Here is a 24,212-nt window from a genome sequence, read left to right as displayed (position 1 = left end):
GTTTTTGCTGGTGGGTGGGAGGCGCTCGTGCGTCGACTGGCTCGACCGAGGGTTACCAAGAGGCCAGCGGCAGGGTGCGACCCGATGCCGCATCAGGAGACGGCGTAGGCGGCGCTACAATGGCAATTTTCTGTGCTTGCCCATGCCTTGCCATCCCGCCAACCAGAGCTTGCGCCGCCTGCACGTGCTGCGGTTGATCGAGATCGCTGGCCAGCTTGCCGCCATCGCCATGGCCATCCTTTGGCTGGGGCTTGATCTGCCTCTGGCGCCCTTGTTCACGGTGGTTGCGGCGCTGGCTGTGTTGAGCGCCTTCACCTGGGCGCGGCTGCGCTGGGGCGGGCCGGTGGTGGAACCGGAACTCTTCGCGCAACTTCTGGTGGACGTGGTGGCGATGTCTTTGCTGCTTTATTTCACCGGCGGTGCCACCAATCCCTTCGTCTCCCTCTATCTGTTGCCCCTGTCGGTTGCCGCGGCGCTGCTCGCGGCCCCCTACGCCTGGGCCATTGCCGCCCTCACCGTCGCCTGCTACACCCTGCTACTGGAATATTACGTGCCGCTGCCTGGCATGGAGCTGCAGGCGCCCCTCACCACCCTCATGGGCGGGGGCCAGCGGGCACTATACATGCACGGCGAGCATGGCCAGTTTGGCATGCACGTGTTGGGCATGTGGCTCAATTTCGTGATCAGCGCCGGGCTCATCACCTTCTTCGTGCAACGTATCGCCGCTAGCCTGCGGGCGCGGGAGCGGGAGCTGGCGGTCGCGCGGGAGGAGGCGCTGCGCAACGAGCGCATCGTGGCGCTGGGCACGCTTGCTGCGGGCACGGCCCACGAGCTGGCCACCCCGCTCGCCACGGTGGCGGTGGTGGCCGCGGAACTGAAGGACGAATTCGCCGACGATCCGGAGCTTGCGCCCCAGCTTGCGCTGATTCGCGACCAAGTGGATCAGTGCAAGGCGGTGCTCAAGCGCCTGGTGGAATCCGTGGGGCAATTGGAAGGGGGCGTGCGCCGCGAAGTCGCGCTCACCGACTACGTGCAGGCGCTGGCGGAACGTTGGCGTCTGCTCTGGCCACGGACACCGGTTGCGCTGCGTTTGGGGACTGGCGCTACTGCGCACCTTGCCATCGACGATACCCTAGAGCAGGCCCTACTCAATCTGCTCAACAATGCGGCCAAGGCGTCGCCCGAAGGTGTGGAAGTTAGCGCAGACACCGAGGGCGAGTGGGCCGTGTTGCGCATCCTCGATCGGGGTCCTGGGGTTCCAGCCGACGTCGTCGCTGCCGCTGGCAAGCGTTTCCTGCCCGAGCGCTCGCAGGCGGACCCCTCCCGGCAAGGGCTGGGGATCGGCCTGTTTCTCGCCAATGCCACCGTCGAGCGGCTGGGTGGCCAGGTGCGCTTAAAAAACCGGCCCGATGGCGGGAGTGTGACGGAAGTCCGTCTGCCGCTGGTGAAGGGGGAAGGCCATGCATGAAGGAAGCCGCGATCTATTGCTGGTGGACGACGATGACACCCTGCGTCGGGTGCTGAGCCGGGCGCTGGGCCGGCGCGGCTTTTGCGTGCGTTCCGCATCGAGTGGCGAGGAGGCGCTGGCGATGGCGCGGGCCGACCCGCCGGCCTATGCGGTAGTGGACCTGAAGATGACCGGCATGTCGGGTTTGGCGCTGGTGCCGCAGTTGCGGGCGCTGCGCACGGACATGCGCATCCTCGTCCTCACCGGCTATGCCAGCATCGCCACCGCGGTGGAAGCCATCAAGCTGGGCGCCACTCATTATCTCGCCAAGCCCGCCGATCCGAACGAAATCATCGCCGCTCTAGGCCGGGCCAGCGGCGATCCGGCGCTACCGGTCGCAGCCGAGCCGTTGAGCGTGGACCGACTGGAATGGGAACATATCCAGAAGGTGCTCGCGGAGCACGATGGCAACATTTCCGCCACTGCACGCGCCCTGAAGATGCACCGCCGCACTCTGCAGCGCAAGCTCGCGAAGAAGCCGGTGCCGCGCTAAGGGACGAGGGGACAGACGGCCTGCCCGCTCGCCGTTGGTCAAGACTCCCGCAGCACAAAGGCAAGCTCGGTGGTGAAGTTGCCTACGCCCTTGTGGTTGGTCGGGGTCCAGCCGTGAGCCTTGAGGTACTCGGTCATTTCCTTGGTCATGGCGGGATTGCCGCAGACCATGACCCGATCGAATTCGGGGTCGGGGGCGGGGAGATCGAGGCGCCGGGTGAGCTCACCGGAGCGAAACAGATCGGCGCCCCGCGCCTGCACCGGGAAGGGCTCGCGGGTGACGGTGGGCACATAGTGGAAGCGATCATCCTCGCGCGCCGTCAGCTCTTCCCGGTAAGCGAGTTCCGGCGCGCTGCGCACGGAATGCACCAGCACCACCTGTTCGAAGCGGCGGTGGGTTTCCGGGTCGCGCACCAGACTCATGAAGGGCGCGAGGCCCGTGCCGGTGGCTAGCATGTAGAGTACTCGCCCCGGGCGGATGTGATCGAGGGTCAGGGTGCCGGTGGGCTTGTCGTTCACCCATACCGTTTCGCCCGGCTTGACCTGCGCCAGGAGACTGGTGAGCGGCCCGTCCGGCACGTGGATGCTCAGGAATTCCAGGTGCGCCGCATCGTTGGTGGACACGATGGAATAAGCGCGCGCCAAGAGCTTGCCTTCCCGGCGCAGGCCCAGGGTGACGAATTCGCCATTGCGGAAGCGTAGCGCCGCGGGTCGAGTGACGGCGAAGCTAAAGGTGCGCGCCGACCAGGGGCGTACCCATTGCACGGTTTGTTCACTGTAGGCCATGAGGTCTCCTGAAAAAAACCATGGTACGACCGGTTCGCCGCGCTACGGTTCCACAAAAAGAAATGCGCCCCGCAGGGCGCATTTCCCCGGACGGGCCAGGGTCACTCACCCACGAGATCCCGATAGGCATGCCAGGTGGCGTGGCCTAAGAGCGGGAAGACCACGACCATGGGAACCAGCCACAGGGCGAAGGACAGCGCGGTCAGGGCAACGATGATGCCGCCCCATACCAGCATGGTCAAAGGATTTTCCCGCACCACCCACAGGCTGGTGACGATGGCGTGGGCGATGTCCGCCTTGCGGTGCAGCATCATGGGCAAGGACACTACCGACAGGGCGAACACCAACACGGCCAACGCCCCGCCCGCAAGGGCATAGACGGTGAGAAAAGTCAGATTGCCGCCCGCAAACAGGCCGGTCAGCGTAAAGCCTTCGCCGACGATGTCACCGGGATGGAGAAGGGCCACCAGGATGGCCGACAGCCGCTCCCAGCTGGACAGAACGAAGGCCAGGCCCGCCGCGAACAGGCCAATGGAACCCCAGTTGCCGCGGACGGTGGCGAACCAGGGTCCGCCGCCGGCTTCCCGTCGCCGCGACTGTTCATAGAAGGATAGGGCGAGGAAGGGCGAGATCAGCAGGAAGCCCGACAGCAGGGTGAGCACCAGGTGGGGCCGAGGCCAGGCATAGCTGAGGAGCCCATAGCCAATCAGGCTGAACAAGGCGCCCACACTCAGCGACAAGGGCCAGCAGTGAGCCAGGTCGGCCGCGCCGCGTTTGAGCCAGGCAAGGGGCCGACTCGCTTCCACCCGGTTGATGCTGGGCAGATCGATGCTGCGGGTATCGGGTTTGATGGTAACGGTGCTCATGACATCCTCCTTTCACGGGTGTTGTCAGTCATGCCTAACACACTCAATTTAGATCAAAACCAAGGCCTTCTGTTCCGATTGGCGGAAGGGAGCGGGAGTCGAACCCACCCGGGCACGTCTGACGTGCCCAACCGGATTTGAAGTCCGGCCGCCCCACCGGGGACGTATCCCTTCCATGCACGCGTAACCTCATGCCGCCTGAGCCTAAATCGGCGTGCGCAGACGATGTCGGTCGCCCACGCGCCGGGTGAGCCTGCTGCGGTCGAAGTATTCCAGAATCTGGATCGCCAGTTTACGTCCGGTGCCGATGCGATCGCGGAAGGCGGCCGCGGTAACGCCTTCGTCCCCAGCCATTGCCGTGACGATGTCAGCAAGCGCCGCCACCGCCTCGGTCAGGAAGAAGTGGTCGTGGGCCACCTGGCATACCTGCCCAGTGCGCGCCACCCGCTTCAGGAGTAGGCGCACTTTGTTTTCCTCCAAAAGCTGGGCGCGGGCGATGTCGCGCACCCGTGGCGGCAGGAAGGGCTCACTGGCGAGCAGGGGCCGCAGCCGCCCCCACAGGGCCTCTTCCGCGGGCGCAAGCTGAACCCGGTGTTCCGGCAGGTGCAGGGCTGCTCCCGTGAGCACGACTCGTCCGCTGGCCAGCAAGTCGTCGAGCACGGCGCGATAAAGCCCGCGGGGCACGGTAGGCAGGCTCATGCGTCGCAGCCGCTCCCGATCGGGCCCGAGGGCGTCTGGTTCTTGGGCGTGATGGGCCGCCAGGCGGGTGAGCACGCGCTCGCAGAGCGCTTGCCATTGGCTCGAGCCGGTCAGCCAGTCCACGTCGGGACCCTGCACCCGGCGCAAGCCCGTGGCCGCAACCAGAGCGGCTAGCTCCTCCGTCCGCAGGTTGCGGTTGCGGGCAAAGCGGGCGAGGTCCAAGCCCAGGGGCGAGACCGCGCACAGAGCGGTGAGCGCATCGGGCGCGGCTTCCGCCTCGAGCCAACTGATGCGTTCTGCGCTGCGGCGGTGCCGGGCAGGGGGTTCGCTGTCGAGGATGACGCCACCCGCCAAGGTGCACGTGGCAGCCGCATCGCGCAGCACGAAACGATCACCGTGCACGCCTACCACCGGCCGATCCGGCACGATTTGCACCAGGCCTTCGCCGCCGGGCTCGATCGCATCCCGATCAAGCGGCAGCAGCCGGGCGAGCACGTCCTGGCTGCCCAAGTGCAGATGGACAGGTGTTGAAGAAAGAAGGGGACGCGGCGCGCTTGCCAGCACTCGCAGGCGCGCGTCGAAGCGGCGCGCCGGATGATGGGCGTCAGGCGCGACGATCCAATCGCCGCGCCGAATCTCGGCCTTGTCCACGCCGGCCAGGTTGAGCGCGATGCGCTGGCCGCCTCTGGCATGTTGCGCCGGCTGATTCTGGGCGTGCAGACTGCGTACTCGCACCGGCAGGCCTTGGGGCGAGATCACCAAGCGATCGCCCACCGCTACCTGTCCGGAATGGGCCGTGCCCGTGACCACCGTACCGGTGCCCGCCAGGGTGAACACTCGGTCCACCGCCAGGCGAAAGTGACCACCTGTGCGCCGGGATGTGGCTCGTAGGGCCCGTTGCACCAAATGGGCGCGTAGCTCGGGGATGCCTTCTCCGGTGAGACTGGAGACGGTAAATACGGGGGCGGTCGCCAGCGGGGATGATGCGAGCCAAATGGCGATTTCCGCCTGCGCTTCCTGGCGCCGGGCAGGACTGACTCGGTCCACCTTGGTGAGCACCACCGCCCCGTCCGTCAGGCCCAGCAACTCCAGGATCGCCAGATGCTCCCGGCTCTGGGGCATCACCCCATCGTCGGCCGCCACCACCAGCAGCACGAAGTCGATGCCGGTGGCGCCGGCAAGCATGGTGTGCACCAGGCGTTCGTGGCCGGGCACGTCCACAAAGCCCAGCACCGGCCCCTCTGGCAGGGGCACGTAGGCGTAGCCCAGCTCTAGGGTAATGCCGCGCGCCTTTTCCTCCTTTAGGCGGTCGGTGTCCACGCCGGTGAGAGCCTTGACCAGGGTGGTCTTGCCGTGATCGATGTGACCCGCAGTGCCGATGATCATGGCAGGGACAGGTGCGTGAGTTGGTCGAGGAAAGCGGGCACCGCTTCCCGTTCCAGGCAACGCAGATCGAACAGCAGGGCATCGTCCGCAATGCGGCCAATGACCGGCGTGGGCAGGTGGCGGAAGGCCGCTTCCAGCGCCGCCAGCCGGCGCCCGCGGCCGCGCGCGCCGCCCAAGGGCTCGATGCGTAGACCGCGGCTTTCTAGCCGTTCCACGGGCAGGGAGCCGCTGCCGATCTGGCTGGCGAGCCGGATGGGCGTGACACTGGCGTGTGCCGCCAGGGTATTGGCAAGGGTGGGGGCGACGGCCTGCACGCGCTGTTCGATTTCTTCCGGTGCGAGGGTGAGTAGACGCAGGGTGGGCAGGCGCGCCGGCAGCCGATCCGGATCGCGATAGAGCCGCAGCACCGCTTCCAGCGCCGCGTAGGTGAGCTTGTCCACGCGCAGGGCGCGCTTTAAGGGGTTTTTCTTGATGCGGGCGATGAGCTCTTTGCGCCCCACCAGAATGCCGGCCTGGGGTCCGCCCAGGAGCTTGTCTCCGCTGAAGCTCACCAGGTCGGCGCCGGCGGCGAGCGCCTGCTGGGGTGTGGGTTCATAGGGCAATCCGTAGCGACTCAAATCCACCAGGGTGCCGCTGCCCAAATCCACCATGAAGGGTAGCCCCGCCTCGTGGGCCAGGGTAGCCAGGGTGGGCTCGTCCACGCTGGCAGTGAAGCCCTGGATGACGTAGTTACTCGTGTGCACCTTGAGCAGCAGGGCGGTCTTGGCGCCAATGGCGTCGGCATAGTCGTGGCGATGGGTGCGATTGGTGGTGCCTACCTCCAATAGCTTGCAGCCGGCGCGGCGCATGATGTCCGGGATGCGGAAGCTGCCACCGATTTCGATCAACTCGCCACGGGAGACGATTACCTCCCGGCCACGCGCTAGCGTGTCGAGGGCGAGCAGCACCGCCGCGGCATTGTTGTTGACCACGGCAGCGGCTTCGGCTCCCGTGAGTTCTTGCAGCAAGGGCTCCACCAGGCTGTCGCGATCGCCGCGCCGCGCAAAGGCGAGATCGAATTCCAGATTGCACGGCCGGCGCATGACCTCTGCCACGCGGGCGATGGCCTCTTCCGGCAGCAGGGCGCGTCCCAGATTGGTGTGCAGCACCGTGCCGGTGAGGTTGAAGACGGCGCGCAGGGCCGGGCGGTCCGCTGCCTTTAGCACCGCGGCGACGGCGCCGGTGAGGGCCGCTTCCTGCAGCGCGTCGGCGGGCAGGCTGCCCTCCAGTGCACACGCGCGCAGACGGCCGAGCACCGTCCGCACGGCCTGCAAGGTGGGCTTGCGCCCGTGGCTCACCGCCAGGGCTTGCACGCCGGCGAAGGCGAGCACCTTATCGACGGCTGGCAGGGCGGCGGGGCTGACAATCTGCATGGCTCACCAAACGGCACGCGTCATGGTGGAAGGAAAGCATGGTCAAGTGGCGATCAGGTAAGGGTTGGGGCCGCTGCGGGAGAAGCCTTTTTCGTCCATGAGCAAATCGAGGGCGAGGCTGGCCACGTCGTCGGCCAGGGCATCGGCCTGGGGATCTTTCTCCCGGCGGATCAGTTTCAGGTAGGAACCACAGTGGCCACATGCCTCGGCGTCGACCCACGGCATGCGGCCCTCGATGCTGTAATAGGCAAGTTCGCGGGCATCGCCGCAGTTGCTGCACTGGGCGCGCACGAAATGCCATTCGCTGTTGCAGCGACTGCAGTGCAGATAGCGCAGCCCCTGCTCGACGCCGCCGATCTGCAGCATGGCCGACACTGGCGGCGCGCCGCACACAGGGCACAGGGTGGCCGGCTCCGCCAGGCCGTCGAGCTCACCGGCCAGGCTCGCAGCCAAATGCACCCAATAGACTTCAAGGGCAGCAGCGACGAAGGGCACCCAGGCTGCGGGCAGCGCCTGGGGCCGCTGGGCGAGGAACGCCTGGGCGGCCTGGTCGAGGGCGGCATCTTCGGCATCCGCCAACGCAAGGGCGGCGCTTTGCCCCGCGGCCGGCAGGCTGTCCACGGTGGCTGCGGCCAGGCGGCGGGCCAGCGTGCGCCAGTGGGCGTCGAGGGTGATGCCGGCAGGTGCCAGCGGCGGCATGTGATGGGCGCGGACCTGCTCCAGGGTGGTGGACGGCGGCAACGATGGCGCCGGCAGATGGGCACGGGCACTATGTTGCGCGGCGGCGAGCGCGCCCAAAAAATGCAAGAAGGGCTCCAGGCTGTGACCGGCGGCAAGCTGCCGAAAGCGCGCCGCACGGTCGGCGAAGAGACTTTCGGGAGCCAGCCGCAGCCGGGGGAGATCGCCCACCGGCGGCTCGATGTGCCCCGGTTGCAGAATGCCTGTCATCGGCTGCGACTCACCTCTTCATACCAGGCGGGGTGGTGGTGCTTCGCCCACGCCGCGCTCACCGTGCCCCGCGTCATGGCGCGGATGGAGCCCTTGGTCCAGATGGCCGAGTAGATGTGGACGATGATGGCGAGCATGGCCAGGAAGGCCGCCGCCGCATGCACCAGCACGGCGAGCCGGATCAGGCCCACGGAGAAATAGGAGGCGAACCAAGGCTGCCAGATGACGATGCCGGTGAAAAACAGCAGCGGGATCAGCACCACCAGCGACCAGAACAGGTATTTCTGGCCGATGTTGTATTTGCCGATCTTGGGCAGGGTCACCGGCTCGTTGCGCAGGATGCGGGGCAGGTATTTTTTCCATTCCCGGTCCGCGGCGGTGATGCGGTTGTCCGCCGCGAGCCGCAGCGCGAAGGCGGTAAAGGAGAGCAGCAGTACCACGCCGATGAAGGGGTGCAGGATGCGATTCCAGGTGCCGCCGCCCAGCAGGTTGCTCAGGAAGAAGAACGCTGGATGGAACAACGCCAGGCCGGAGATCGCCAACAAAATGAAGGTGATGGCGATCACCCAGTGATTGGCGCGATCCCGCGGCGAATAGCGGGGAACGATGGGTGCGCTCATGATGTGTGCTCCTTGTCCTCTTCGACCTCATTGGGGCCGGCGGTGACGTAATGGAAGAAGCCGGCGAGCACCGCGAGCCCCAGACCCAGGCTGGCCAGGGGCTTGGTGATGCCCTTCCACAGGGACACCAGCGGACTGATGCCCGGATCCTTGGGCAGGCCGTGGTAGAGCTCCGGCCGGTCGGCATGCTGTAGTACATACATGACGTGGGTGCCGCCCACGCCCGGCGGATCGTACAGGCCGGCATTCTGGAAGCCGCGCGACTTGAGATCGGCGATGCGTTCTTCGGCGTGATGGATCATGTCCTCCTTGGCGCCGAAGACGATGGCACCGGTGGGGCAGGTTTTCACGCAGGCGGGTTCCAGTCCCACCGCCACCCGATCCGAGCACAAGGTGCATTTGTAGGCCTTGCCGTCCTGCTTCGACAGGCGCGGGATGTTGAAGGGGCAGCCCGCGATGCAGTAGCCGCAGCCGATGCAGTTTTCCTCATGGAAATCCACGATGCCATTGGCGTATTGCACGATGGCGCCGGGCGAGGGGCAGGCCTTGAGGCAGCCCGGATCGGCGCAGTGCATGCAGCCATCCTTGCGGATCAGCCACTCCAGCCGGCCCGCCTGCACTTCCACTTCCGAGAAGCGCATCACGGTCCAGGACTGGGCGGTGAGGTCCATGGGATTGTCATAGACGCCCACGTTGTGGCCGATTCCGTCGCGCAGATCGTTCCACTCCATGCAGGCCACCTGACAGGCCTTGCAGCCAATGCATTTGGAAATGTCGATCAGCTTGGCCACCTGAGTGGTGGCGCCGCGCACCGAGGGCGAGGGCGTGGTGGTGGCCGAGCGGGCTTTGATGTCTAGGGATTGCAGTGCCATGGCCGCCTCCTCATACCTTCTCGATGTTTACCAGGAAGGACTTGAACTCCGGCGTCTGAGTGTTGGCGTCGCCGACGAAGGGCGTCAGGCTGTTGGTGATATAGCCGTTCTTAGCCAAGCCCATGAAGCCCCAGTGGATGGGCACGCCTACCGTGTGCACCTTTTTGCCGTCCACATCGAGGGTGCGTAAGCGCTTGGTGACCACCGCCACCGCGACGATGAAGCCGCGGTTGGATTTCACCCGCACGTGGTCGCCGGCCTTGATGCCTTTCTGTCTGGCCAGCTCCTCGTCGATTTCCACGAACTGCTCCGGCTGCACGATCGCGTTCAATTTCACGTGCTTGGTCCAGAAGTGGAAGTGCTCGGTGAGGCGATAGGTGGTGCAGACATAGGGGAACTGGTCCGGCTTGCCGAAGCTGTTCCAGTCCTCCTTAAACACCCGTGCCGCCGGGTTGGAACGCGCCCGCTCGTTCTTGGGATGCAGCGGGTTGTTGGGCAGCGGCGACTCCATCGGCTCATAGTGCTCGGGGAAGGGGCCCTCCGCCATTTTGTCGACGGCGAAGAAGCGCGCTACGCCTTCGGGGTTCATGATGAAGGGGCCCATGCCCTCTTCCGGCGCGGAGTCCGGTTTGAAGTCGGGAATGTCGGAGCCGCTCCACTTGCCGCTGGACGCATCCCAGGCGATGAGCTTGCGCCTCGGATCGTAGGGCTTGCCGCTGAGGTCGCAGGACGCGCGGTTGTAGAGGATACGGCGGTTGGCCGGCCAAGCGAAGGCCCAGTTCAGCGTCTGACCGATGCCAAAGGGGTCCGAGTTGTCGCGCCGCGCCATCAAATTGCCCTTCTCCGACCAGGCGCCGGAGAAAATCCAGCAGCCGCAGGCAGTGGAGCCATCGTCGCGCAACTCGGCGAAGCCGTTCAGCTGTTCACCGGCCTTCACCAAGATTTTGCTTGGATCCTTTGGATCGGTCACATCCTTCAGCGCCTTGCCGGAGAACTCCTTGGCCAGTTCATCAGGCGCCGGCGCGTGCGGTTGACGATACTTCCAGGTGAGGTTGAGGATGGGGTCGGGGAAGGCGCCGCCTTCCTTCTGGTACAGCTCGCGCAGCTTGAGGAAGATGCCGGCCAGGATTTCCTGGTCGCTCTTGGCGTCGCCTGGCGGCTCGGCGGCTTTCCAATGCCACTGCAAGACGCGGCTGGAGCTGACCAGGGAGCCGTCTTCCTCGGCGAAACAGGTGGAAGGCAGGCGGAACACTTCGGTCTGGATCTTGCTTGGATCGACGTCGTTGTATTCGCCGTGGTTCTGCCAGAACTCGGAGGTTTCCGTGGCCAGCGGATCGATGATCACGAGATATTTCAGCTTGGCCAGCGAGCTGGCAACTTTGACCTTGCACGGTGCCGAGGCCAGCGGATTGAAGCCCTGGCAGATATAGCCGTTGACCTTACCCTGGTTCATGTTTTCGAACACCTGCAGGATGTCGTAGCCCTTGTCGAGCTTGGGCAGCCAGTGGTAGCACCAGTCGTTTTCCGCCGTTGCGGCGTCGCCGTACCACGCCTTCATGGTGCTGACGAAGAACTTGCCGTAGTTCTGCCAGTAGGACAGCTGGCCGGGCCGCAGCGGCTTCAAGGCTCGCTTCTCGATGTAAGTCTTGTAGTCCTGCTCCGCGTCACCGGGAAGGGTCATGTAGCCCGGCAGCAGATTGGACAGCAGGCCCAGATCGGTAAGCCCCTGGATGTTGGAGTGGCCTCTGAGCGCATTCATGCCGCCGCCCGCCACGCCGATGTTGCCCAGCAGCAGCTGCACCATGGCGGCGGTGCGGATCATCTGCGAGCCCTGGGAGTGTTGGGTCCAGCCTAAGGCGTACAGGATGGTCATGGCCTTGTCGGGTCTGGAAGTCTCCGCGATCATCTCGCAGATCTTCAGGAAGTCATCCTTGGGCGTGCCGCAGATGCGCGACACCATGTCCGGCGTGTAACGCGAGTAGTGCCTTTTCAGCAATTGATAAACGCAGCGCGGATGTTCCAGGGTCGGGTCGGTGATGACGTAGCCGTCCTTGCCGATCTGGTAGCCCCAGGTGGACTTGTCATAGCTGCGCTTTTCCGGGTTGTAGCCGGAGTAGATGCCATCCTCGAAGGCGAACTCCTCCTTCACCAGGAAAGTGAAGTCGGTGTAGTTCTTGACGTACTCGTGGTGGATCTTGTCGTGCGAGAGCAGGTAGTTGATCACGCCGCCGAGGAAGGCAATGTCCGAACCGGCGCGGATCGGTGCGTAGAAATCCGCCACTGCCGCCGAGCGGGTGAAGCGGGGATCCACCACCACCAGCTTGGCGCCGCGTCTCGCCTTGGCTTCCGTCACCCATTTGAACCCGCAGGGATGGGCCTCGGCGGCATTGCCACCCATGATTAAGATCAGGTCGGCATTCTTGATGTCGACCCAGTGATTGGTCATCGCACCGCGGCCAAACGTCGGGGCAAGACTTGCCACCGTCGGGCCGTGTCAGACACGTGCCTGATTGTCGAATGCGAGCATCCCCAGGCTACGCGCGATCTTCTGCGTCAGGTAGCCGGTTTCGTTGCTGGAGGCGGAAGCCGCGAGCATGCCGGTGGTGACCCAGCGGTTCACCGTTTCGCCCTTGTCGTTCTTGGCGATGAAGTTCTTGTCGCGGTCGTCTTTCATCAGTCTGGCGATGCGGGTGAAGGCCTCATCCCACGAGATGCGCTTCCACTCCTTGCTGCCAGGCGCGCGATATTCCGGATGAAGCAGACGGTTTTCGCTGCGCACGAAGTCGAGCAGGCCTGCACCTTTGGGGCACAGAGTGCCGCGATTGACCGGATGGTCCGGATCGCCCTCGATGTGAATGATCTTGCTGTGGGCATTCTTGGATTTGTCGCCCAAGCCGTAGATCAAAATGCCGCAGCCGACTGAGCAATAAGGGCAGGTGTTGCGGGTTTCGGTTGCGCGCGCGAGTTTGAATTCGCGGACCTCGGCCAACGCCGTGCCCGGAGCGAACCCGAGCGCGGCGATGCTGCCGCTGCCCACTCCCGCGGCGCAGATCTTGAAGAACTGGCGCCTGGTGATGTTCATGTTGCCTCCTGTGATTTGACCCGTCTGGTCTTTCTGTCGGACCAGCTTCCTTCATTGTTAGCATGCGTGTCGTTGATTGCAAGCCTTAAATTACGTTTTCACGATGCAAAAAGCAGGCGGCAACCGGCTCCAGTCGAAGAAGGGGCCGGGGTCGGTCTTGCGTCCCGGGGCAATGTCGGCATGTCCGGCGATGTCGCGGATGGGATGGGTGGCGGCCAGGGCCGGCAGCAGGTGGGAGAGCGCGGTGTACTGGGCGTCGGTGAAGGGTTCGAAGTCGCTGCCTTCCAGCTCGATGCCAATGGAGAAATCGTTGCAGCGCTCCCGCCCGCGAAAGCAAGAGACCCCCGCGTGCCAGGCGCGGTCATGGGTGGAAACGAACTGAACCAGCTCGCCGTCTCGGCGAATGAGGAAATGGGCGGATACGCGCAGATCACGCAGGGCTTCGTAATAAGGGTGGGCGGCGCAGTCGAGGCGGTTGGTGAAAAGCTCCAGGATGCCGGGGCCGCCGTATTCTCCCGGCGGCAGGCTGATGTTGTGGATCACCACCAGGGTGACGGCTTCGCCGGGCGGGCGGGCGTCGAAATTAGGCGAAGGCACCCGCTTGACACCCTCGATCCAGCCGCCGGCGTCGAGGCGCAAGAGGCTCAAGGTTCCTCCTGGGGAGGTGAGGCCAGCGCCGCGTCGAGGGCCGCACGCAAGGCCTCTGCTGTGAGCTCGCTACGGAGCGCGGCATGAAAATGCCCATCCCGATACAGGAACAAGGCGGGCAGATGAAACAGGTCGAAGGCGCGGGCAAGGGCGGTGGCCTGCTGTACGTCCACTTTGTAGCAGGTCACCCGCCCTGCGAGCGCGTGGGAGAGCAGGCGTTCCGCCACGCGGCAGGCGCCACAGTCGGGACTCGAAAACAACACCAGGGCAGGCCCGGGCGTGGCAGCGAGACGCTGGTGATAGTCAAACTCGGTGAGTGAAGGGAGCATCGCCCCAAGTATAATGCGCTCCTCCACGATCCACGGAAAACAGACATGGTTCTCCTCCAATTGCTGGTTGCGCTGTTGGTGATTCTCGTCGCGGCGGAAGTGTTCACCAATGCCCTGGAGCACTTGGGGGAGCGGCTGCGTATATCCGAAGGCGTCACCGGCTCGGTGTTCGCCGCGGTGGGCACTGCCCTGCCGGAAACCCTGGTGCCCCTGCTCGCCATTTTCGCTGGCACCGCGAACCAGAAGCTGAACGAGGAGATCGGTGTGGGTGCCATCCTCGGCGCGCCGCTGATGCTCTCCACCCTGTCCCTGTTCCTGATGAGTGTGGCCGTGCTCAAGCGGCGGGGGCCGCGGGGGCATTTGACGCCGGAGCGCACGGGGCTTGCCCGTGATCTCAATTTCTTTCTGATGGCCTTTGCCCTGGCGGCGGTGGCCCTGTTCGTGCCCCATGATCTGCCGGTGGTGCGGGTGACCCTGGCGGCGGTGATGGTCATGATTTATTTCGTCTATCTCATGCTCACCTTCCGCGCCTCGGCCAAACTAGTGGAAGACGGCCACGGCACCGAGGCCCATGAGAAGATGTTTCTCGCGCGGCTCGGGCTGCCTGAGAATTTGCTGGTGATCCTGCTGCAACTGGCCCTGGGGCTTGGCTTGCTCATCGCCGGTGCCAAGGGCTTCATCCACGGCGTGGAGGAGGCTTCCCGGCTGATGGGCTGGTCGCCCCTGCTGCTCTCCCTGATGATCATCCCCATCGCCACCGAGCTGCCGGAGAAGGTGAACAGCATCCTCTGGATCCGCCGCCACAAGGACACCCTCGCCTTCGGCAACATCACGGGCGCCATGGTGTTCCAGGGCACCCTGCTGCCCGCCATCGGCATTACGCTTACGCCCTGGGCGCCGGAGCGGGCGGTGCTTGCCGGCGTCATCATCACCTTCGTCGCCGCCCTCTGGCTGCGTCTCATGCTCACCCGCGGCCAGTTGCGCCTGTGGCATCTGTGGCTGAACGGGCTGCTCTACGCGACTTACCTCGCCATCGCCCTGGTCTAAAGCACGGTCTCGCTGTGCCGCTACTGTCTCCGTGCGCAACGACCGGAGGCAGGCATGGCCAGTAATCCCCTGACCGACCTGGAACTGGACCGCCCTGGCATGGACGCCGCAGGCTGGCGGCGGTCCCTTTCCAATCATCTCGTCTATAGCATCGGCAAGGATCCCCTCACCGCCACCCAGCGCGACTGGTTCTACACCGCGGCGGCGGCGGTGCGCGAGCGGCTCATCGAGCGCTGGATGGAAACCATGCGCAGCTATTACCGCGCCGATACCAAGCGCGTGTACTACCTGTCCATGGAATTCCTCATGGGCCGCACCCTCATGAACAGCGTGCTCAACATGGGCTGTGAGCCGGCCTTCCGCACGGCGGTGGAAAACCTGGGCCTGGATCTCGCCGCCATCCGCGAAATCGAACACGACGCGGCCCTGGGCAACGGCGGGCTAGGGCGGCTCGCGGCGTGTTTTCTCGATTCCATGGCCACCTTGGGGCTGCCGGGCTATGGCTACGGCATCCGCTACGAGTACGGGATGTTCACCCAGAAGATCGAGAACGGCTGCCAGGTGGAGCATCCGGACAACTGGCTGCGCTACGGCAACCCCTGGGAATTTCCGCGGCCGGAGGTGCTCTATCAGGTGAAATTCCATGGCCGGGTGGTGGAGTACGCCGATGCCGAGGGGCGGTTACGCCACCACTGGGTGGACACCGACGACGTGATGGCCATGGCCTACGACACCCCCATCCCGGGCTATGCCACCGAGACGGTGAACAACATGCGCCTGTGGGCGGCCAAGGCCACGCGCGACTTCGACCTGGGCTACTTCAACGAGGGCAACTACATCAAGGCGGTGGAGGAGAAGAACGAGTCGGAGAATCTCTCCAAGGTACTCTATCCCGACGACACCACGGAAATGGGCCGGGAGCTTAGGCTCAAGCAGCAGTATTTCTTCGTCTCGGCTTCGCTACAGGACATCCTGTTCCGCTACGCCAAGCACCACGAGGGATTCGACGCGCTGCCGGACAAGGTGGCGATCCAGCTCAACGATACCCATCCCGCGATCGCCATCGCGGAATTGATGCGCATCTTGGTGGATGGCCACGGACTCGATTGGGACCATGCCTGGGACATCACGCGCCGGGTGTTTTCCTACACCAACCACACCTTGATGCCGGAGGCGCTGGAGACCTGGCCGGTGCCCCTGTTCGAGCGGGTGCTGCCACGTCATCTGCAGATCATCTACGAGATCAACCACCGCTTCCTGCGCGAAGTCACCCATCGCCATCCCGGCGATCACGCGCTTTTGCGGCGCGTCTCGCTGATCGAGGAGTCTAGTCCGAAGCGGGTGCGCATGGCCCATCTGGCCATGGTGGGTTGCCACAAGGTCAACGGCGTGGCGGCCATCCACACCGAACTGATGCGCCAGACCATCTTCGCGGATTTCCATCGGCTATGGCCCGACAAAATCGTCAACGTCACCAACGGCATCACGCCGCGCCGCTGGCTCAACCAGGCCAACCCGGACTTGGCGCGTCTGATCTGCGCGCGCATCGGCAATGGCTGGCTCAAGGATCTTGAGCAGCTCAAACGCCTGGAGCCCCTGGCCGAGGATGCGGCCTTCCGCCAAGCCTTCGGTGCGGTGAAGCAGGCCAACAAGAGGCGGCTCGCAGAGGCGATTGCGCAGCGTCTGGGCATCGCGGTGAATCCCGACAGCCTGTTCGACGTGCAGGTGAAACGCATCCACGAATACAAACGGCAGCTGCTCAACTTGCTGCACGTGATCACGTTGTACAACCGCATTCGCGCTCATCCCAGTGGGGATCACCTGGCGCGCACTGTGATCTTCGGCGGCAAGGCGGCGCCCGGCTATCGCATGGCCAAGCAAATCATCCGCTTGATCAACGACGTGGCGGATGTGGTCAACCACGATCCGCTGGTGGCGGATCGCCTCAAGGTGGTGTTCATCCCCAACTACGACGTTTCCACTGCCCAGGACATCATTCCCGCCGCCGAGCTATCAGAACAGATCTCCACCGCCGGCACCGAGGCCTCCGGCACCGGCAACATGAAGCTCGCGCTCAATGGAGCGCTTACCATCGGCACCCTGGATGGCGCCAACATCGAGATCCGCAACGAAGTGGGGGCGGAGAACATCTTCATCTTTGGCCTGGACACCGAAGGCGTGACGGCGCTGCGGGCCGCAGGACATGACCCCTGGTGGCATTATCGGGAGAATGCCGAGCTGCGTCAGGTGCTGGATATGATCCGCGACGGCTTCTTTTCACCCGAAGAGCCGGCGCGCCACCGCGTCATCTTCGATGCCCTCACCACGGGGGGCGATCCTTTCCTGCTTTTAGCCGACTATGCCGACTACGTGGCCCGCCAGCAGGAAGTGGAGCGAGTGTATCGAAACCGGGACGAATGGCTGCGTCGCGCGGTGCTCAACGTGGCGCGCATGGGACGTTTTTCCGCGGACCGCAGCATCCGCGAATACGCCGAGGTGATCTGGAACGTGAAGCCGGTGCGGCCGCGGCGGCGGCCGCGGCGCTGAATCAATCGATGCCCAGACGCTCCAGTCGGTAGCGCAGGGCGCGGAAGGTGATGCCCAAGAGCTTGGCCGCTGCGGTCTTGTTGTAGCGGGTCTTTTCCAGCGCTTCCAGGATGGCTTCCTTTTCCATGCGGTCGAGATATTCCTGCAGTGGCCATTTCGCGCCGGGTTCCCGCGCCGTGTCTTCCAGTGCCGCTTCCGGCACCGAGAGATAGAGATCCTCGCGGCCGATTTCGCTGCCCGGGCACAGGGCGAGCGCCCGTTCCAGGATGTTTTCCAGCTCGCGCACGTTGCCCGGGAAGCTGTAGTCCTTAAGCGCGGCCACGGCGGCCTCGCTGAGGCGCGGCGCCGGCACACCGCTTTGCGCCGCCAGCCGCGCGAGGATCGCCTCGGCCATGCCCGGGATGTCCTCACGCATTTCCCTGAGTGCCGGCATCCTGACCTCGATCACGTTCAGCCGGTAATAAAGGTCCTGGCGAAAGCGGCCACTCTCCACCAGCCCCGAGAGATTCTGGTGGGTGGCGCTGATGATGCGCACATCGACGGGATCCTCTTGTGTTGCGCCCAGCTTGCGCACGCGTTTTTCCTGGATGGCGCGCAAAAGCTTCACCTGCATGGGAAGGGGCAGGTCGGCCACCTCGTCCAGGAACAGGGTGCCACCGTTGGCGGCCTGGAAAAAGCCCTCGCGGTCCGCATCGGCGCCGGTGAAGGCCCCTTTCTTGTAGCCAAAAAACTCGCTTTCCACGAGATTTTCGGGAATGGCGCCACAGTTGACGGCCACGAAGGGTTTGTCCCGCCGGTTGCTGCGTTCGTGGATGAGGCGCGCGGCCAGTTCCTTGCCGCTACCAGACTCGCCCGTGATGTGCACCGGCGCCTGACTGCGCGCGAGCTTGTCTAGCAAAGCACGCACGTGTTGGATGGCGGGGGAGCTGCCCAGCAGGGTGCGTGGCGCAGCCGCCTCGGAAGCTTTCTCCGGCACCTTGAGCGCCGACTTGATCAGGGCTCGCAACTGTTCCAGGGAGACCGGCTTGGAAAGGTAGTCGAAGGCGCCTGCCTTGAGCGCGGCGACGGCATTCTCGGCGCTGCCGAAGGCGGTGATCACGGCCACCGGCAACTGGGGATGGTGCTGGCCGATGTGCTGCACCAGCTCTAGGCCGGTGCCGTCCGGCAGGCGCATGTCTGTGAGACAGAGGTCGAACCATTGCTCGGCGAGCAGCTTCTTCGCCGCTGCCACGGTCATGGCTCGCTGGGGTTCTAGGCCCATGCGCAGCAGGGTGAGTTCCAACAGTTCGAGCAAGTCCGCCTCGTCGTCCACGATCAGGACGCGGGGCGTCGTGGAGCCGGCGGGGCGCTGGGGACGTTTCACCAAGGTTCTTCCTTGCCGCAGATGCGGAACTGGCCGCCGGGGGCCAGCTCAATGTAATCCAGACTGGCCTGGTTCGCTTCGGCGAGCTGGCGCGCGATGTACAGCCCTAGGCCAGTACCCGTGCTCTCCGTGGTGAAGAAGGGCTCGAATAGATGGGCCTGGTCTGCGGGGGGGACGCCCGGCCCATCATCTATGACATCCAATTGTACAACACCGGCATGCAAACCCCGGCTGCCCACCAGGCGGATGCTGCCAGCGCGCTTCAATCCATGGCGCCAGGCATTGCGGCACAAGTTCCACAGGATCTGGTGCAGGTGATAGCGGTCGAAGGCGAGCTTAAGCTCGGGCTCGCATTCCACCGAGAAAGTTTCCCGCGGAATCTTCTCCACCTGCGCGAACTCGTCGGCAAAGCCCGCAAGATAGGGCGCAAGCGCGATGGGCTCGGGATTGCTGCGGTCCTTACGGTTCAGTTGCAGGATGTCTTGCACCATGCGATCCAGCCGGAAGGTGTTGTCGCGGATGATGTCCAGCAGCCGGCGCGCTGTGGCATCATGCTCACCGTCTTCTTGCAAAAGCTGGGTGGCGTGGGCGATGGCGGACAGGGGATTGCGAATCTCGTGGGCGATGTTCGCGGTGAGCCGGCCCAATGCCGCCAGCTTCAACTGCTGCGCCTGCGCCTGGGCACGGCTCATGTCCTCGAGAAAAATCACTGCTCCCAGGCGCTTGTCGCCGCGCACCGGCACGAAGCGCACGCGGAAGGGGCGCGTCTTAGCCGCGCGCAGGGGCAGCAGATCGATGTCGCTGCTTTCCCGCCAGGTGCCGAAATGGCGCGCCACTTCCGGCGCATAGCGCGTCAGGGTCACCGCACCGCGCGGGCCGGGTAGAGGCCCGAGGATGCGTTCTGCTTGGGGATTGACTTGCCGTACATGGCCTTCCCCATCCACCACGATCACGCCATCCTGCATGTCCTGGATCACCAGCTGGTTCACCAGGTCCAGGTTGGCCAGATCGAGACCACGCTGGCGGGCCAGTTCCTCGGTGAGATAGAGTCGCTTGCCCAAATATTGGGCGAGCCCCGCCACCGCGAAGAAGCTCACGGACAGCAACGCTGTCTGAAAGTATTCTGCGCTGCCGTCGCTCTTCCAGGACCAGACGGTCTGCTCCGTGAGCAGGGCGAGGGTTGCCACCGCCGCATGGAACATGGCCAGCCGCCCCTGGGCCACCAGGCTGGAGGCCGCCAGCGTGATGAGTAGCATGAGCCCCAGGCCGCTTGCCATACCGCCGCTGGCGAACATCAGCACAGCGATCAAGACCACGTCCGCCAGCACCTGCACCGACAGCTGCAGCTCGAAGCGTGGCCAGCGGTTGTGCGTGGTCACCATCAGCACGCCGCCGAATAGGATATAGAGCAGGCTGGCCGCCACGAACAGCGTCGGGTGATAGCGCCCGATCAGGATCTGCTCGCCCAAAAGCAGGTGGGCGAGCAGGATCACCCCGGCCACGATCAGCCGGTATAGGTTGAAATAATGCAGGGACTGCCAGTAAGTGTCGCTGACGCGCGGCGGGCGGGCAGAAGCGTCGGGCCACATGGGGCGCAGGCTATTTCCGGCGGGCCTGGCGATGCTCGTCGCAGCAGAAGAATTCGCCGCCGCTGAAAATGGCCTCGCTGCGCGGCGTATTCACGCCGCACACCACGCAGCGCACCATGTCTTCCGCTTGAGCTAGCGGTGCCTGGCCCGGCGCGGGCGGTGCCTTGAGGCTACGGTAATAATTCTTGATGAACAGATAGAGAAGGAAGAGACCGACCAGGAGAATGAGCAGGCGCATGGAACCAATCCGGTGACCGCCCGGCAGGCGGAGCGAGCCAGGGCATCATAGCATCTTTGCTGTGGCCCAGGCGGTCCACGGCAGACACGCCAGCCCCACGCGGGGTGGGCCTTGCGCGCCATCACGACCGCTGGAAGCCAGCGCCACGCGAAGGCAGTGGCCGGTCAAATGGAATTTGGTCGGGGTGAGAGGATTCGAACCTCCGACTCCTGCGTCCCGAACGCAGTACTCTACCAGGCTGAGCTACACCCCGTTTTTGATGGCATTGGCCTGCTGCACCGCCGTGCTTCGTGGCTGCCCTAATGATTCCGGGAAACCGCGAAAGCTGCCAATTCTAGCAGGGTCTGCTTGTAATTTGAATCCGGCAGGTGGGCAATCGCGGCGCAGGCGGCGTCCGCCTCGCGGCGGGCGGCCGTTAGCGTGTAGTCCAGGGCGCCGGTTTCCCGGATGGCGGCGGAAACTGCGGCGAAGTCCTCGAGCCCGCCCTGCTCGATGGCGCGGCGCACCAGCGCCGCCTGCTCGGCGTTGCCTTGCCGCATGGCATAGATGAGTGGCAGGGTGGGTTTGCCCTCGGCGAGGTCGTCACCCAGGTTCTTGCCGATCTCGTCTTGTTGCCCGGAGTAGTCCAACACGTCGTCGATGAGCTGGAAGGCGGTGCCCAGATGCATGCCATAGGCGGCCATCGCCCCCTCGTCGGCCGGGTCGGCGTCCCCCAGTACCGCCCCAAGGCGGCAAGCCGCCTCGAACAGTTTGGCCGTCTTGTAGCGGATGACCTGGAGATAGCGTTCCTCGTCGATGTCCGGGTCATGACAGTTCATGAGCTGGAGCACCTCGCCCTCGGCGATGACGTTGGTCGCGTCGGAGAGGATTTCCATGACACGGTGGCTGCGCACGCCCACCATCATCTGGAAAGCCCGAGAATAGAGAAAATCACCCACCAGCACGCTGGCGGCGTTGCCGAACAACGCATTGGCGGTTTCCCGGCCGCGGCGTAGGCTGGATTCGTCCACCACGTCGTCATGGAGCAGAGTCGCTGTGTGGATGAATTCCACCACTGCCGCGAGGTCGTAATGCTGGTCGCCCTGGTAGCCGAAGGCACCTGCGGAGAGCAGCACCAGGGCGGGGCGCAGACGTTTACCGCCGCTGGCAATGATGTATTCCGAGACCTGGCGGATCAGCACCACATCGGAATGCAGGCGCTGGCGGATCACCGCGTCCACGCGCTGCATGTCCGCTTCGATGAAGCGGCGAATTTGCGTAAGTTGCACGAAATGGGCCAAAAAATAAACGTGTATGGTAGGGAGTTGCCGTGCCTGCGGTCAAGGCAAGGATCCGGCTCACGACGCGCCGCCGCCCGGGGCGGCTGGTGTCTTGTTGTCAACAAATCGAACTGCCCGGTTTCGTGGCACATAGACTGTCCGCTTGTTCCCTGTGGGAAGGTATCCCACAGTCAGGTGCCGCGGCGGACCTACGCGGCAGTCTGCAACTTGGGTTTGAGCAACTGCCCTTGGGCATTGTAGCGAGCCAGGCAGCGTGGGCCGTGGAAGAGGGCGATCCTTCCATCCAAGTCACGGTGCACCTGCACCTTCACCTTGACGTCATGCATGCGGTGAGGGTCGGTGGGGATTTGCAACCTCATCCCCTCGAAGGCCACACAGGTGGAGCTTCGGCCGCCGCTACGCGGCTTAACCTGCTGGCGCAGGTTAGCCTGTGCTGAAACTGCGTTTTCCTTGCCGCCTCTTGCGAAAGCCGTCCCCACCGCCAGCCTCCATAGGCTTCCTCAAATCGCATCTTCCGTATCGCCTGTCACACTTCCATCCGTCTCATCAGGCACCTCCTCGGTACCCAATAAAACCGGACAACCCACGTGCTACAAGTCCGGACAGTTTATTTGCTCTCTACACCTCTACACTGGTGTCTTTGACCAAGCAGGGGATTTTCGGTAAAATCCCCCGTTTTCCGAAATGGATTGATGGAGATTTCCATGTATGCGGTCGTAAAAACCGGTGGCAAGCAGTATCGCGTGGCCCCCGGCGAGAAACTCAAAGTAGAACAGATACCGGCAGACATTGGCAGCGAAGTGGTGCTGGATCAGGTGCTCATGCTCGCCGATGGTGACAAGGTGACCGTTGGCAACCCCGTCGTTCCCGGCGCAAGCGTGCGGGCCAAGGTGCTGGCCCATGGCCGGTACCCCAAGGTCAAGATCTTCAAACTGCGTCGGCGCAAGCATTACCAGAAGCACCAGGGGCATCGCCAAAACTACACCGAGCTCCAGATTGAGAGCATCGCAGCCTAACGAGGTAAACCATGGCACACAAGAAAGCAGGCGGCAGTTCCCGCAACGGTCGCGACTCCGAATCGAAACGCCTGGGGGTGAAGCGCTATGGCGGCCAGGTGGTGAACGCGGGCGAGATCATCGTGCGCCAGCGGGGCACCCGTTTCCATCCCGGCGAGAACGTGGGCATGGGCAAGGACCACACCTTGTTCGCCAAGGTGGCGGGCAAGGTCCAGTTCGCCACCAAGGGCGCCCTGAAACGGCACGTGGTGAGCATTGAGCCCATCGCCTGATTGTCAGCCGACGCTTGTACATGACGGGAGAGGCCCTATCTTGCGAGATAGGGCCTCTTGCTTTTTTGTCCGGCCGCGTTTTCGTTCGCCGTAAGTCCAGTCATGAAATTCATCGACGAAGCCATTATCCGGGTCCAGGCGGGCAAGGGCGGCGACGGCTGTGCCTCGTTCCGGCGCGAGAAATTCATCCCTAAAGGCGGGCCCGATGGCGGCGACGGCGGGCGCGGCGGCAGCGTGTATGCCGTGGCAGACCGCAACATCAACACCCTGATCGATTACCGCTACCAGCGCTTGCACAAGGCCCAAAACGGCGAGCCGGGCCGCGGCTCGGACCAGTACGGCGCGTCCGGCGCCGACATCGTGTTACGCATGCCGGTGGGCACGGTGATCACCGATCTTAACACCGGCGAGCTGGTGGCCGACCTCACCGAGGATGGTCAACGCGCCTTGTTGGCGAAGGGGGGGCAGGGGGGCTTGGGCAACCTGCATTTCAAGTCCAGCACGAACCGCGCACCGCGGCAGTTCACCCGCGGTGAACCCGGGCAGGAGCGGCAGCTCAAGCTGGAGCTCAAGGTATTGGCGGACGTGGGTCTGCTCGGCTTGCCCAATTCAGGCAAATCCACCTTCATCCGCGCCGTTTCGGCAGCGCGTCCCAAGGTGGCGGATTATCCCTTCACCACTTTGCATCCCAACCTGGGCGTGGTGCGGGTGGACATGAAACGCAGCTTCGTCATTGCCGACATCCCTGGTCTCATCGAAGGTGCGGCGCAAGGGCATGGGCTGGGCCACCAGTTTCTGCGCCATTTACAGCGCACCCGTCTGCTGCTGCACATCGTCGATCTGGCACCTTGCGACCCCAACGTGGATCCGGCGCGCGATGCGCGCGCCATCGTCGAGGAACTACGCAAATACGATGCGGCGCTGTACGCGAAACCCCGCTGGCTGGTGCTCAACAAGATCGATTTGATTCCGCAGCACGAGCGGCAGGCACGCATCGATGCCTTCTTGCAAGCCTTCGGGTGGGAGGGGCCGTGGTTTGCCATCGCTGCCATCAGTGGCGAGGGTTGTGACCAGGTGATTCATGCCGTGGCCGAGTATCTGGAACGGGAACGGGCGGCGTCCACGTCCGCGTAGGCGCGCCTGAGGGTTGATCGCTACGACGCTAGGCACGATCTCTTGCATCGAAGGCCCGGGCCGGGCCCTTGGATAATCT

The 24,212-nt window shown here is 64.3% G+C and carries 22 protein-coding genes and 2 tRNA genes; 7 read left to right on the top strand and 17 right to left on the bottom strand.

The genetic code is table 11. The features are described 5' to 3' along the window. Window positions 1–142 precede the first annotated feature (142 nt). Window positions 143–1,468 (top strand): ATP-binding protein, encoded by a 1,326-nt coding sequence (locus tag V6E02_RS09615; protein WP_347308576.1) that lies wholly within the window; start codon window positions 143–145, stop codon window positions 1,466–1,468. Continuing rightward, entirely contained in the window at window positions 1,461–2,000 is a 540-nt protein-coding gene (locus V6E02_RS09610) for a response regulator transcription factor (protein WP_347308575.1), read from the top strand. Before V6E02_RS09615 ends, V6E02_RS09610 begins: the two co-directional genes overlap by 8 nt. A gap of 38 nt (window positions 2,001–2,038) precedes the next feature. Here V6E02_RS09610 and V6E02_RS09605 read toward each other — a convergent pair whose 3' ends face one another. From V6E02_RS09605 to V6E02_RS09555, 11 genes are all read right to left on the bottom strand, one after another. Further along, window positions 2,039–2,785, bottom strand: coding sequence for a ferredoxin--NADP reductase (locus V6E02_RS09605; protein ID WP_347308574.1), 747 nt, complete (start codon window positions 2,783–2,785; stop codon window positions 2,039–2,041). 101 nt (window positions 2,786–2,886) lie between these two features. Next, complete coding sequence (locus V6E02_RS09600) at window positions 2,887–3,651, bottom strand: DUF2189 domain-containing protein (protein ID WP_347308573.1); 765 nt, start codon at window positions 3,649–3,651, stop codon at window positions 2,887–2,889. 79 nt (window positions 3,652–3,730) lie between these two features. Then, window positions 3,731–3,826: transfer RNA gene (locus V6E02_RS09595), tRNA-Sec, on the bottom strand. Between the two features lie 29 nt (window positions 3,827–3,855). After that, window positions 3,856–5,736, bottom strand: coding sequence for a selenocysteine-specific translation elongation factor (gene selB / locus V6E02_RS09590; RefSeq protein ID WP_347308572.1), 1,881 nt, complete (start codon window positions 5,734–5,736; stop codon window positions 3,856–3,858). Continuing rightward, window positions 5,733–7,148 carry an L-seryl-tRNA(Sec) selenium transferase gene (gene selA / locus V6E02_RS09585; RefSeq protein WP_347308571.1) on the bottom strand — a complete coding sequence of 472 codons (1,416 nt, stop codon included), beginning with the start codon at window positions 7,146–7,148 and terminating at the stop codon, window positions 5,733–5,735. The genes selB and selA overlap by 4 nt, the downstream gene beginning before the upstream one ends. Window positions 7,149–7,190: 42 nt before the next feature. Beyond that, window positions 7,191–8,096: a formate dehydrogenase accessory protein FdhE gene (gene fdhE, locus V6E02_RS09580; protein ID WP_347308570.1), complete on the bottom strand. Its 906-nt coding sequence runs from the start codon at window positions 8,094–8,096 to the stop codon at window positions 7,191–7,193. Further along, window positions 8,093–8,716: a formate dehydrogenase subunit gamma gene (locus V6E02_RS09575; protein WP_347308569.1), complete on the bottom strand. Its 624-nt coding sequence runs from the start codon at window positions 8,714–8,716 to the stop codon at window positions 8,093–8,095. The genes fdhE and V6E02_RS09575 overlap by 4 nt, the downstream gene beginning before the upstream one ends. Further along, window positions 8,713–9,588 (bottom strand): formate dehydrogenase subunit beta, encoded by an 876-nt coding sequence (gene fdxH / locus V6E02_RS09570; RefSeq protein ID WP_347308568.1) that lies wholly within the window; start codon window positions 9,586–9,588, stop codon window positions 8,713–8,715. Before fdxH ends, V6E02_RS09575 begins: the two co-directional genes overlap by 4 nt. A 10-nt stretch (window positions 9,589–9,598) precedes the next feature. Continuing rightward, the gene (fdnG, locus tag V6E02_RS09565; protein ID WP_347308567.1) at window positions 9,599–12,670 is read right to left on the bottom strand and encodes a formate dehydrogenase-N subunit alpha; all 3,072 of its coding nucleotides are present in this window, start codon (window positions 12,668–12,670) and stop codon (window positions 9,599–9,601) included. A gap of 90 nt (window positions 12,671–12,760) precedes the next feature. Further along, window positions 12,761–13,318 carry a 1,6-anhydro-N-acetylmuramyl-L-alanine amidase AmpD gene (gene ampD, locus V6E02_RS09560; RefSeq protein WP_347308566.1) on the bottom strand — a complete coding sequence of 186 codons (558 nt, stop codon included), beginning with the start codon at window positions 13,316–13,318 and terminating at the stop codon, window positions 12,761–12,763. Next, window positions 13,315–13,647, bottom strand: coding sequence for a thioredoxin family protein (locus tag V6E02_RS09555; protein ID WP_347308565.1), 333 nt, complete (start codon window positions 13,645–13,647; stop codon window positions 13,315–13,317). The genes ampD and V6E02_RS09555 overlap by 4 nt, the downstream gene beginning before the upstream one ends. A 45-nt stretch (window positions 13,648–13,692) precedes the next feature. On the opposite strand from V6E02_RS09555, the gene V6E02_RS09550 reads away from it, so the two are divergent. Together V6E02_RS09550 and V6E02_RS09545 are read left to right on the top strand one after the other, a co-directional pair. Further along, a complete protein-coding gene (locus V6E02_RS09550) occupies window positions 13,693–14,694 on the top strand; it encodes a sodium:calcium antiporter (protein WP_347308564.1) in 1,002 nt (333 codons plus the stop codon). Between the two features lie 54 nt (window positions 14,695–14,748). Continuing rightward, window positions 14,749–17,241 carry a glycogen/starch/alpha-glucan phosphorylase gene (locus V6E02_RS09545; protein WP_347308563.1) on the top strand — a complete coding sequence of 831 codons (2,493 nt, stop codon included), beginning with the start codon at window positions 14,749–14,751 and terminating at the stop codon, window positions 17,239–17,241. 1 nt (window position 17,242) lies between these two features. On the opposite strand, the gene V6E02_RS09540 is transcribed toward V6E02_RS09545, so the two are convergent. From V6E02_RS09540 to V6E02_RS09515, 6 genes are all read right to left on the bottom strand, one after another. Further along, window positions 17,243–18,604 (bottom strand): sigma-54-dependent transcriptional regulator, encoded by a 1,362-nt coding sequence (locus V6E02_RS09540; RefSeq protein ID WP_347308562.1) that lies wholly within the window; start codon window positions 18,602–18,604, stop codon window positions 17,243–17,245. Then, complete coding sequence (locus V6E02_RS09535; protein ID WP_347308561.1) at window positions 18,601–20,193, bottom strand: sensor histidine kinase; 1,593 nt, start codon at window positions 20,191–20,193, stop codon at window positions 18,601–18,603. Before V6E02_RS09535 ends, V6E02_RS09540 begins: the two co-directional genes overlap by 4 nt. Window positions 20,194–20,203: 10 nt before the next feature. Continuing rightward, a complete protein-coding gene (locus tag V6E02_RS09530) occupies window positions 20,204–20,431 on the bottom strand; it encodes a PP0621 family protein (RefSeq protein WP_347308560.1) in 228 nt (75 codons plus the stop codon). Window positions 20,432–20,607: 176 nt separating this feature from the next. Next, window positions 20,608–20,684, bottom strand: a tRNA-Pro gene (locus tag V6E02_RS09525). Window positions 20,685–20,730: 46 nt separating this feature from the next. Then, the gene (gene ispB / locus V6E02_RS09520) at window positions 20,731–21,699 is read right to left on the bottom strand and encodes an octaprenyl diphosphate synthase (RefSeq protein ID WP_347308559.1); all 969 of its coding nucleotides are present in this window, start codon (window positions 21,697–21,699) and stop codon (window positions 20,731–20,733) included. A 200-nt stretch (window positions 21,700–21,899) separates the two neighbouring features. Continuing rightward, window positions 21,900–22,070, bottom strand: coding sequence for a hypothetical protein (locus V6E02_RS09515; RefSeq protein WP_347308558.1), 171 nt, complete (start codon window positions 22,068–22,070; stop codon window positions 21,900–21,902). A 345-nt stretch (window positions 22,071–22,415) separates the two neighbouring features. Here V6E02_RS09515 and rplU point away from each other — a divergent pair, with 345 nt between their 5' ends. The 3 genes from rplU to cgtA all read left to right on the top strand — a co-directional run bounded on the left by rplU (window position 22,416) and on the right by cgtA (window position 24,133). Then, window positions 22,416–22,727 (top strand): 50S ribosomal protein L21, encoded by a 312-nt coding sequence (gene rplU, locus V6E02_RS09510; protein WP_347308557.1) that lies wholly within the window; start codon window positions 22,416–22,418, stop codon window positions 22,725–22,727. Window positions 22,728–22,738: 11 nt separating this feature from the next. Next, window positions 22,739–22,999 (top strand): 50S ribosomal protein L27, encoded by a 261-nt coding sequence (gene rpmA / locus V6E02_RS09505; RefSeq protein WP_347308556.1) that lies wholly within the window; start codon window positions 22,739–22,741, stop codon window positions 22,997–22,999. A 102-nt stretch (window positions 23,000–23,101) separates the two neighbouring features. Next, entirely contained in the window at window positions 23,102–24,133 is a 1,032-nt protein-coding gene (gene cgtA, locus V6E02_RS09500) for an Obg family GTPase CgtA (protein WP_347308555.1), read from the top strand. The last annotated feature ends 79 nt before the right edge of the window (window positions 24,134–24,212 follow it).

This window comes from Thiobacter sp. AK1, assembly GCF_039822265.1.
Lineage (GTDB): Bacteria > Pseudomonadota > Gammaproteobacteria > Burkholderiales > Thiobacteraceae > Thiobacter > Thiobacter aerophilum.
This window is presented reverse-complemented; position numbering and strand designations above follow the sequence as displayed.

What these genes read in the sequence shown, in the direction of transcription:
- V6E02_RS09600 (WP_347308573.1), bottom strand. Translation starts at nt 3,651, where the DNA reads ATGAGCACCGTTACCATCAAACCCGATACCCGCAGCATCGATCTGCCC.
- V6E02_RS09545 (WP_347308563.1), top strand. Translation starts at nt 14,749, where the DNA reads ATGGCCAGTAATCCCCTGACCGACCTGGAACTGGACCGCCCTGGCATG.
- V6E02_RS09605 (WP_347308574.1), bottom strand. Translation starts at nt 2,785, where the DNA reads ATGGCCTACAGTGAACAAACCGTGCAATGGGTACGCCCCTGGTCGGCG.
- V6E02_RS09530 (WP_347308560.1), bottom strand. Translation starts at nt 20,431, where the DNA reads ATGCGCCTGCTCATTCTCCTGGTCGGTCTCTTCCTTCTCTATCTGTTC.
- V6E02_RS09575 (WP_347308569.1), bottom strand. Translation starts at nt 8,716, where the DNA reads ATGAGCGCACCCATCGTTCCCCGCTATTCGCCGCGGGATCGCGCCAAT.
- rpmA (WP_347308556.1), top strand. Translation starts at nt 22,739, where the DNA reads ATGGCACACAAGAAAGCAGGCGGCAGTTCCCGCAACGGTCGCGACTCC.
- cgtA (WP_347308555.1), top strand. Translation starts at nt 23,102, where the DNA reads ATGAAATTCATCGACGAAGCCATTATCCGGGTCCAGGCGGGCAAGGGC.
- V6E02_RS09610 (WP_347308575.1), top strand. Translation starts at nt 1,461, where the DNA reads ATGCATGAAGGAAGCCGCGATCTATTGCTGGTGGACGACGATGACACC.
- rplU (WP_347308557.1), top strand. Translation starts at nt 22,416, where the DNA reads ATGTATGCGGTCGTAAAAACCGGTGGCAAGCAGTATCGCGTGGCCCCC.
- selA (WP_347308571.1), bottom strand. Translation starts at nt 7,148, where the DNA reads ATGCAGATTGTCAGCCCCGCCGCCCTGCCAGCCGTCGATAAGGTGCTC.
- V6E02_RS09615 (WP_347308576.1), top strand. Translation starts at nt 143, where the DNA reads ATGCCTTGCCATCCCGCCAACCAGAGCTTGCGCCGCCTGCACGTGCTG.
- selB (WP_347308572.1), bottom strand. Translation starts at nt 5,736, where the DNA reads ATGATCATCGGCACTGCGGGTCACATCGATCACGGCAAGACCACCCTG.
- V6E02_RS09515 (WP_347308558.1), bottom strand. Translation starts at nt 22,070, where the DNA reads ATGAGGTTGCAAATCCCCACCGACCCTCACCGCATGCATGACGTCAAG.
- V6E02_RS09555 (WP_347308565.1), bottom strand. Translation starts at nt 13,647, where the DNA reads ATGCTCCCTTCACTCACCGAGTTTGACTATCACCAGCGTCTCGCTGCC.
- V6E02_RS09550 (WP_347308564.1), top strand. Translation starts at nt 13,693, where the DNA reads ATGGTTCTCCTCCAATTGCTGGTTGCGCTGTTGGTGATTCTCGTCGCG.
- fdhE (WP_347308570.1), bottom strand. Translation starts at nt 8,096, where the DNA reads ATGACAGGCATTCTGCAACCGGGGCACATCGAGCCGCCGGTGGGCGAT.
- V6E02_RS09535 (WP_347308561.1), bottom strand. Translation starts at nt 20,193, where the DNA reads ATGTGGCCCGACGCTTCTGCCCGCCCGCCGCGCGTCAGCGACACTTAC.
- fdxH (WP_347308568.1), bottom strand. Translation starts at nt 9,588, where the DNA reads ATGGCACTGCAATCCCTAGACATCAAAGCCCGCTCGGCCACCACCACG.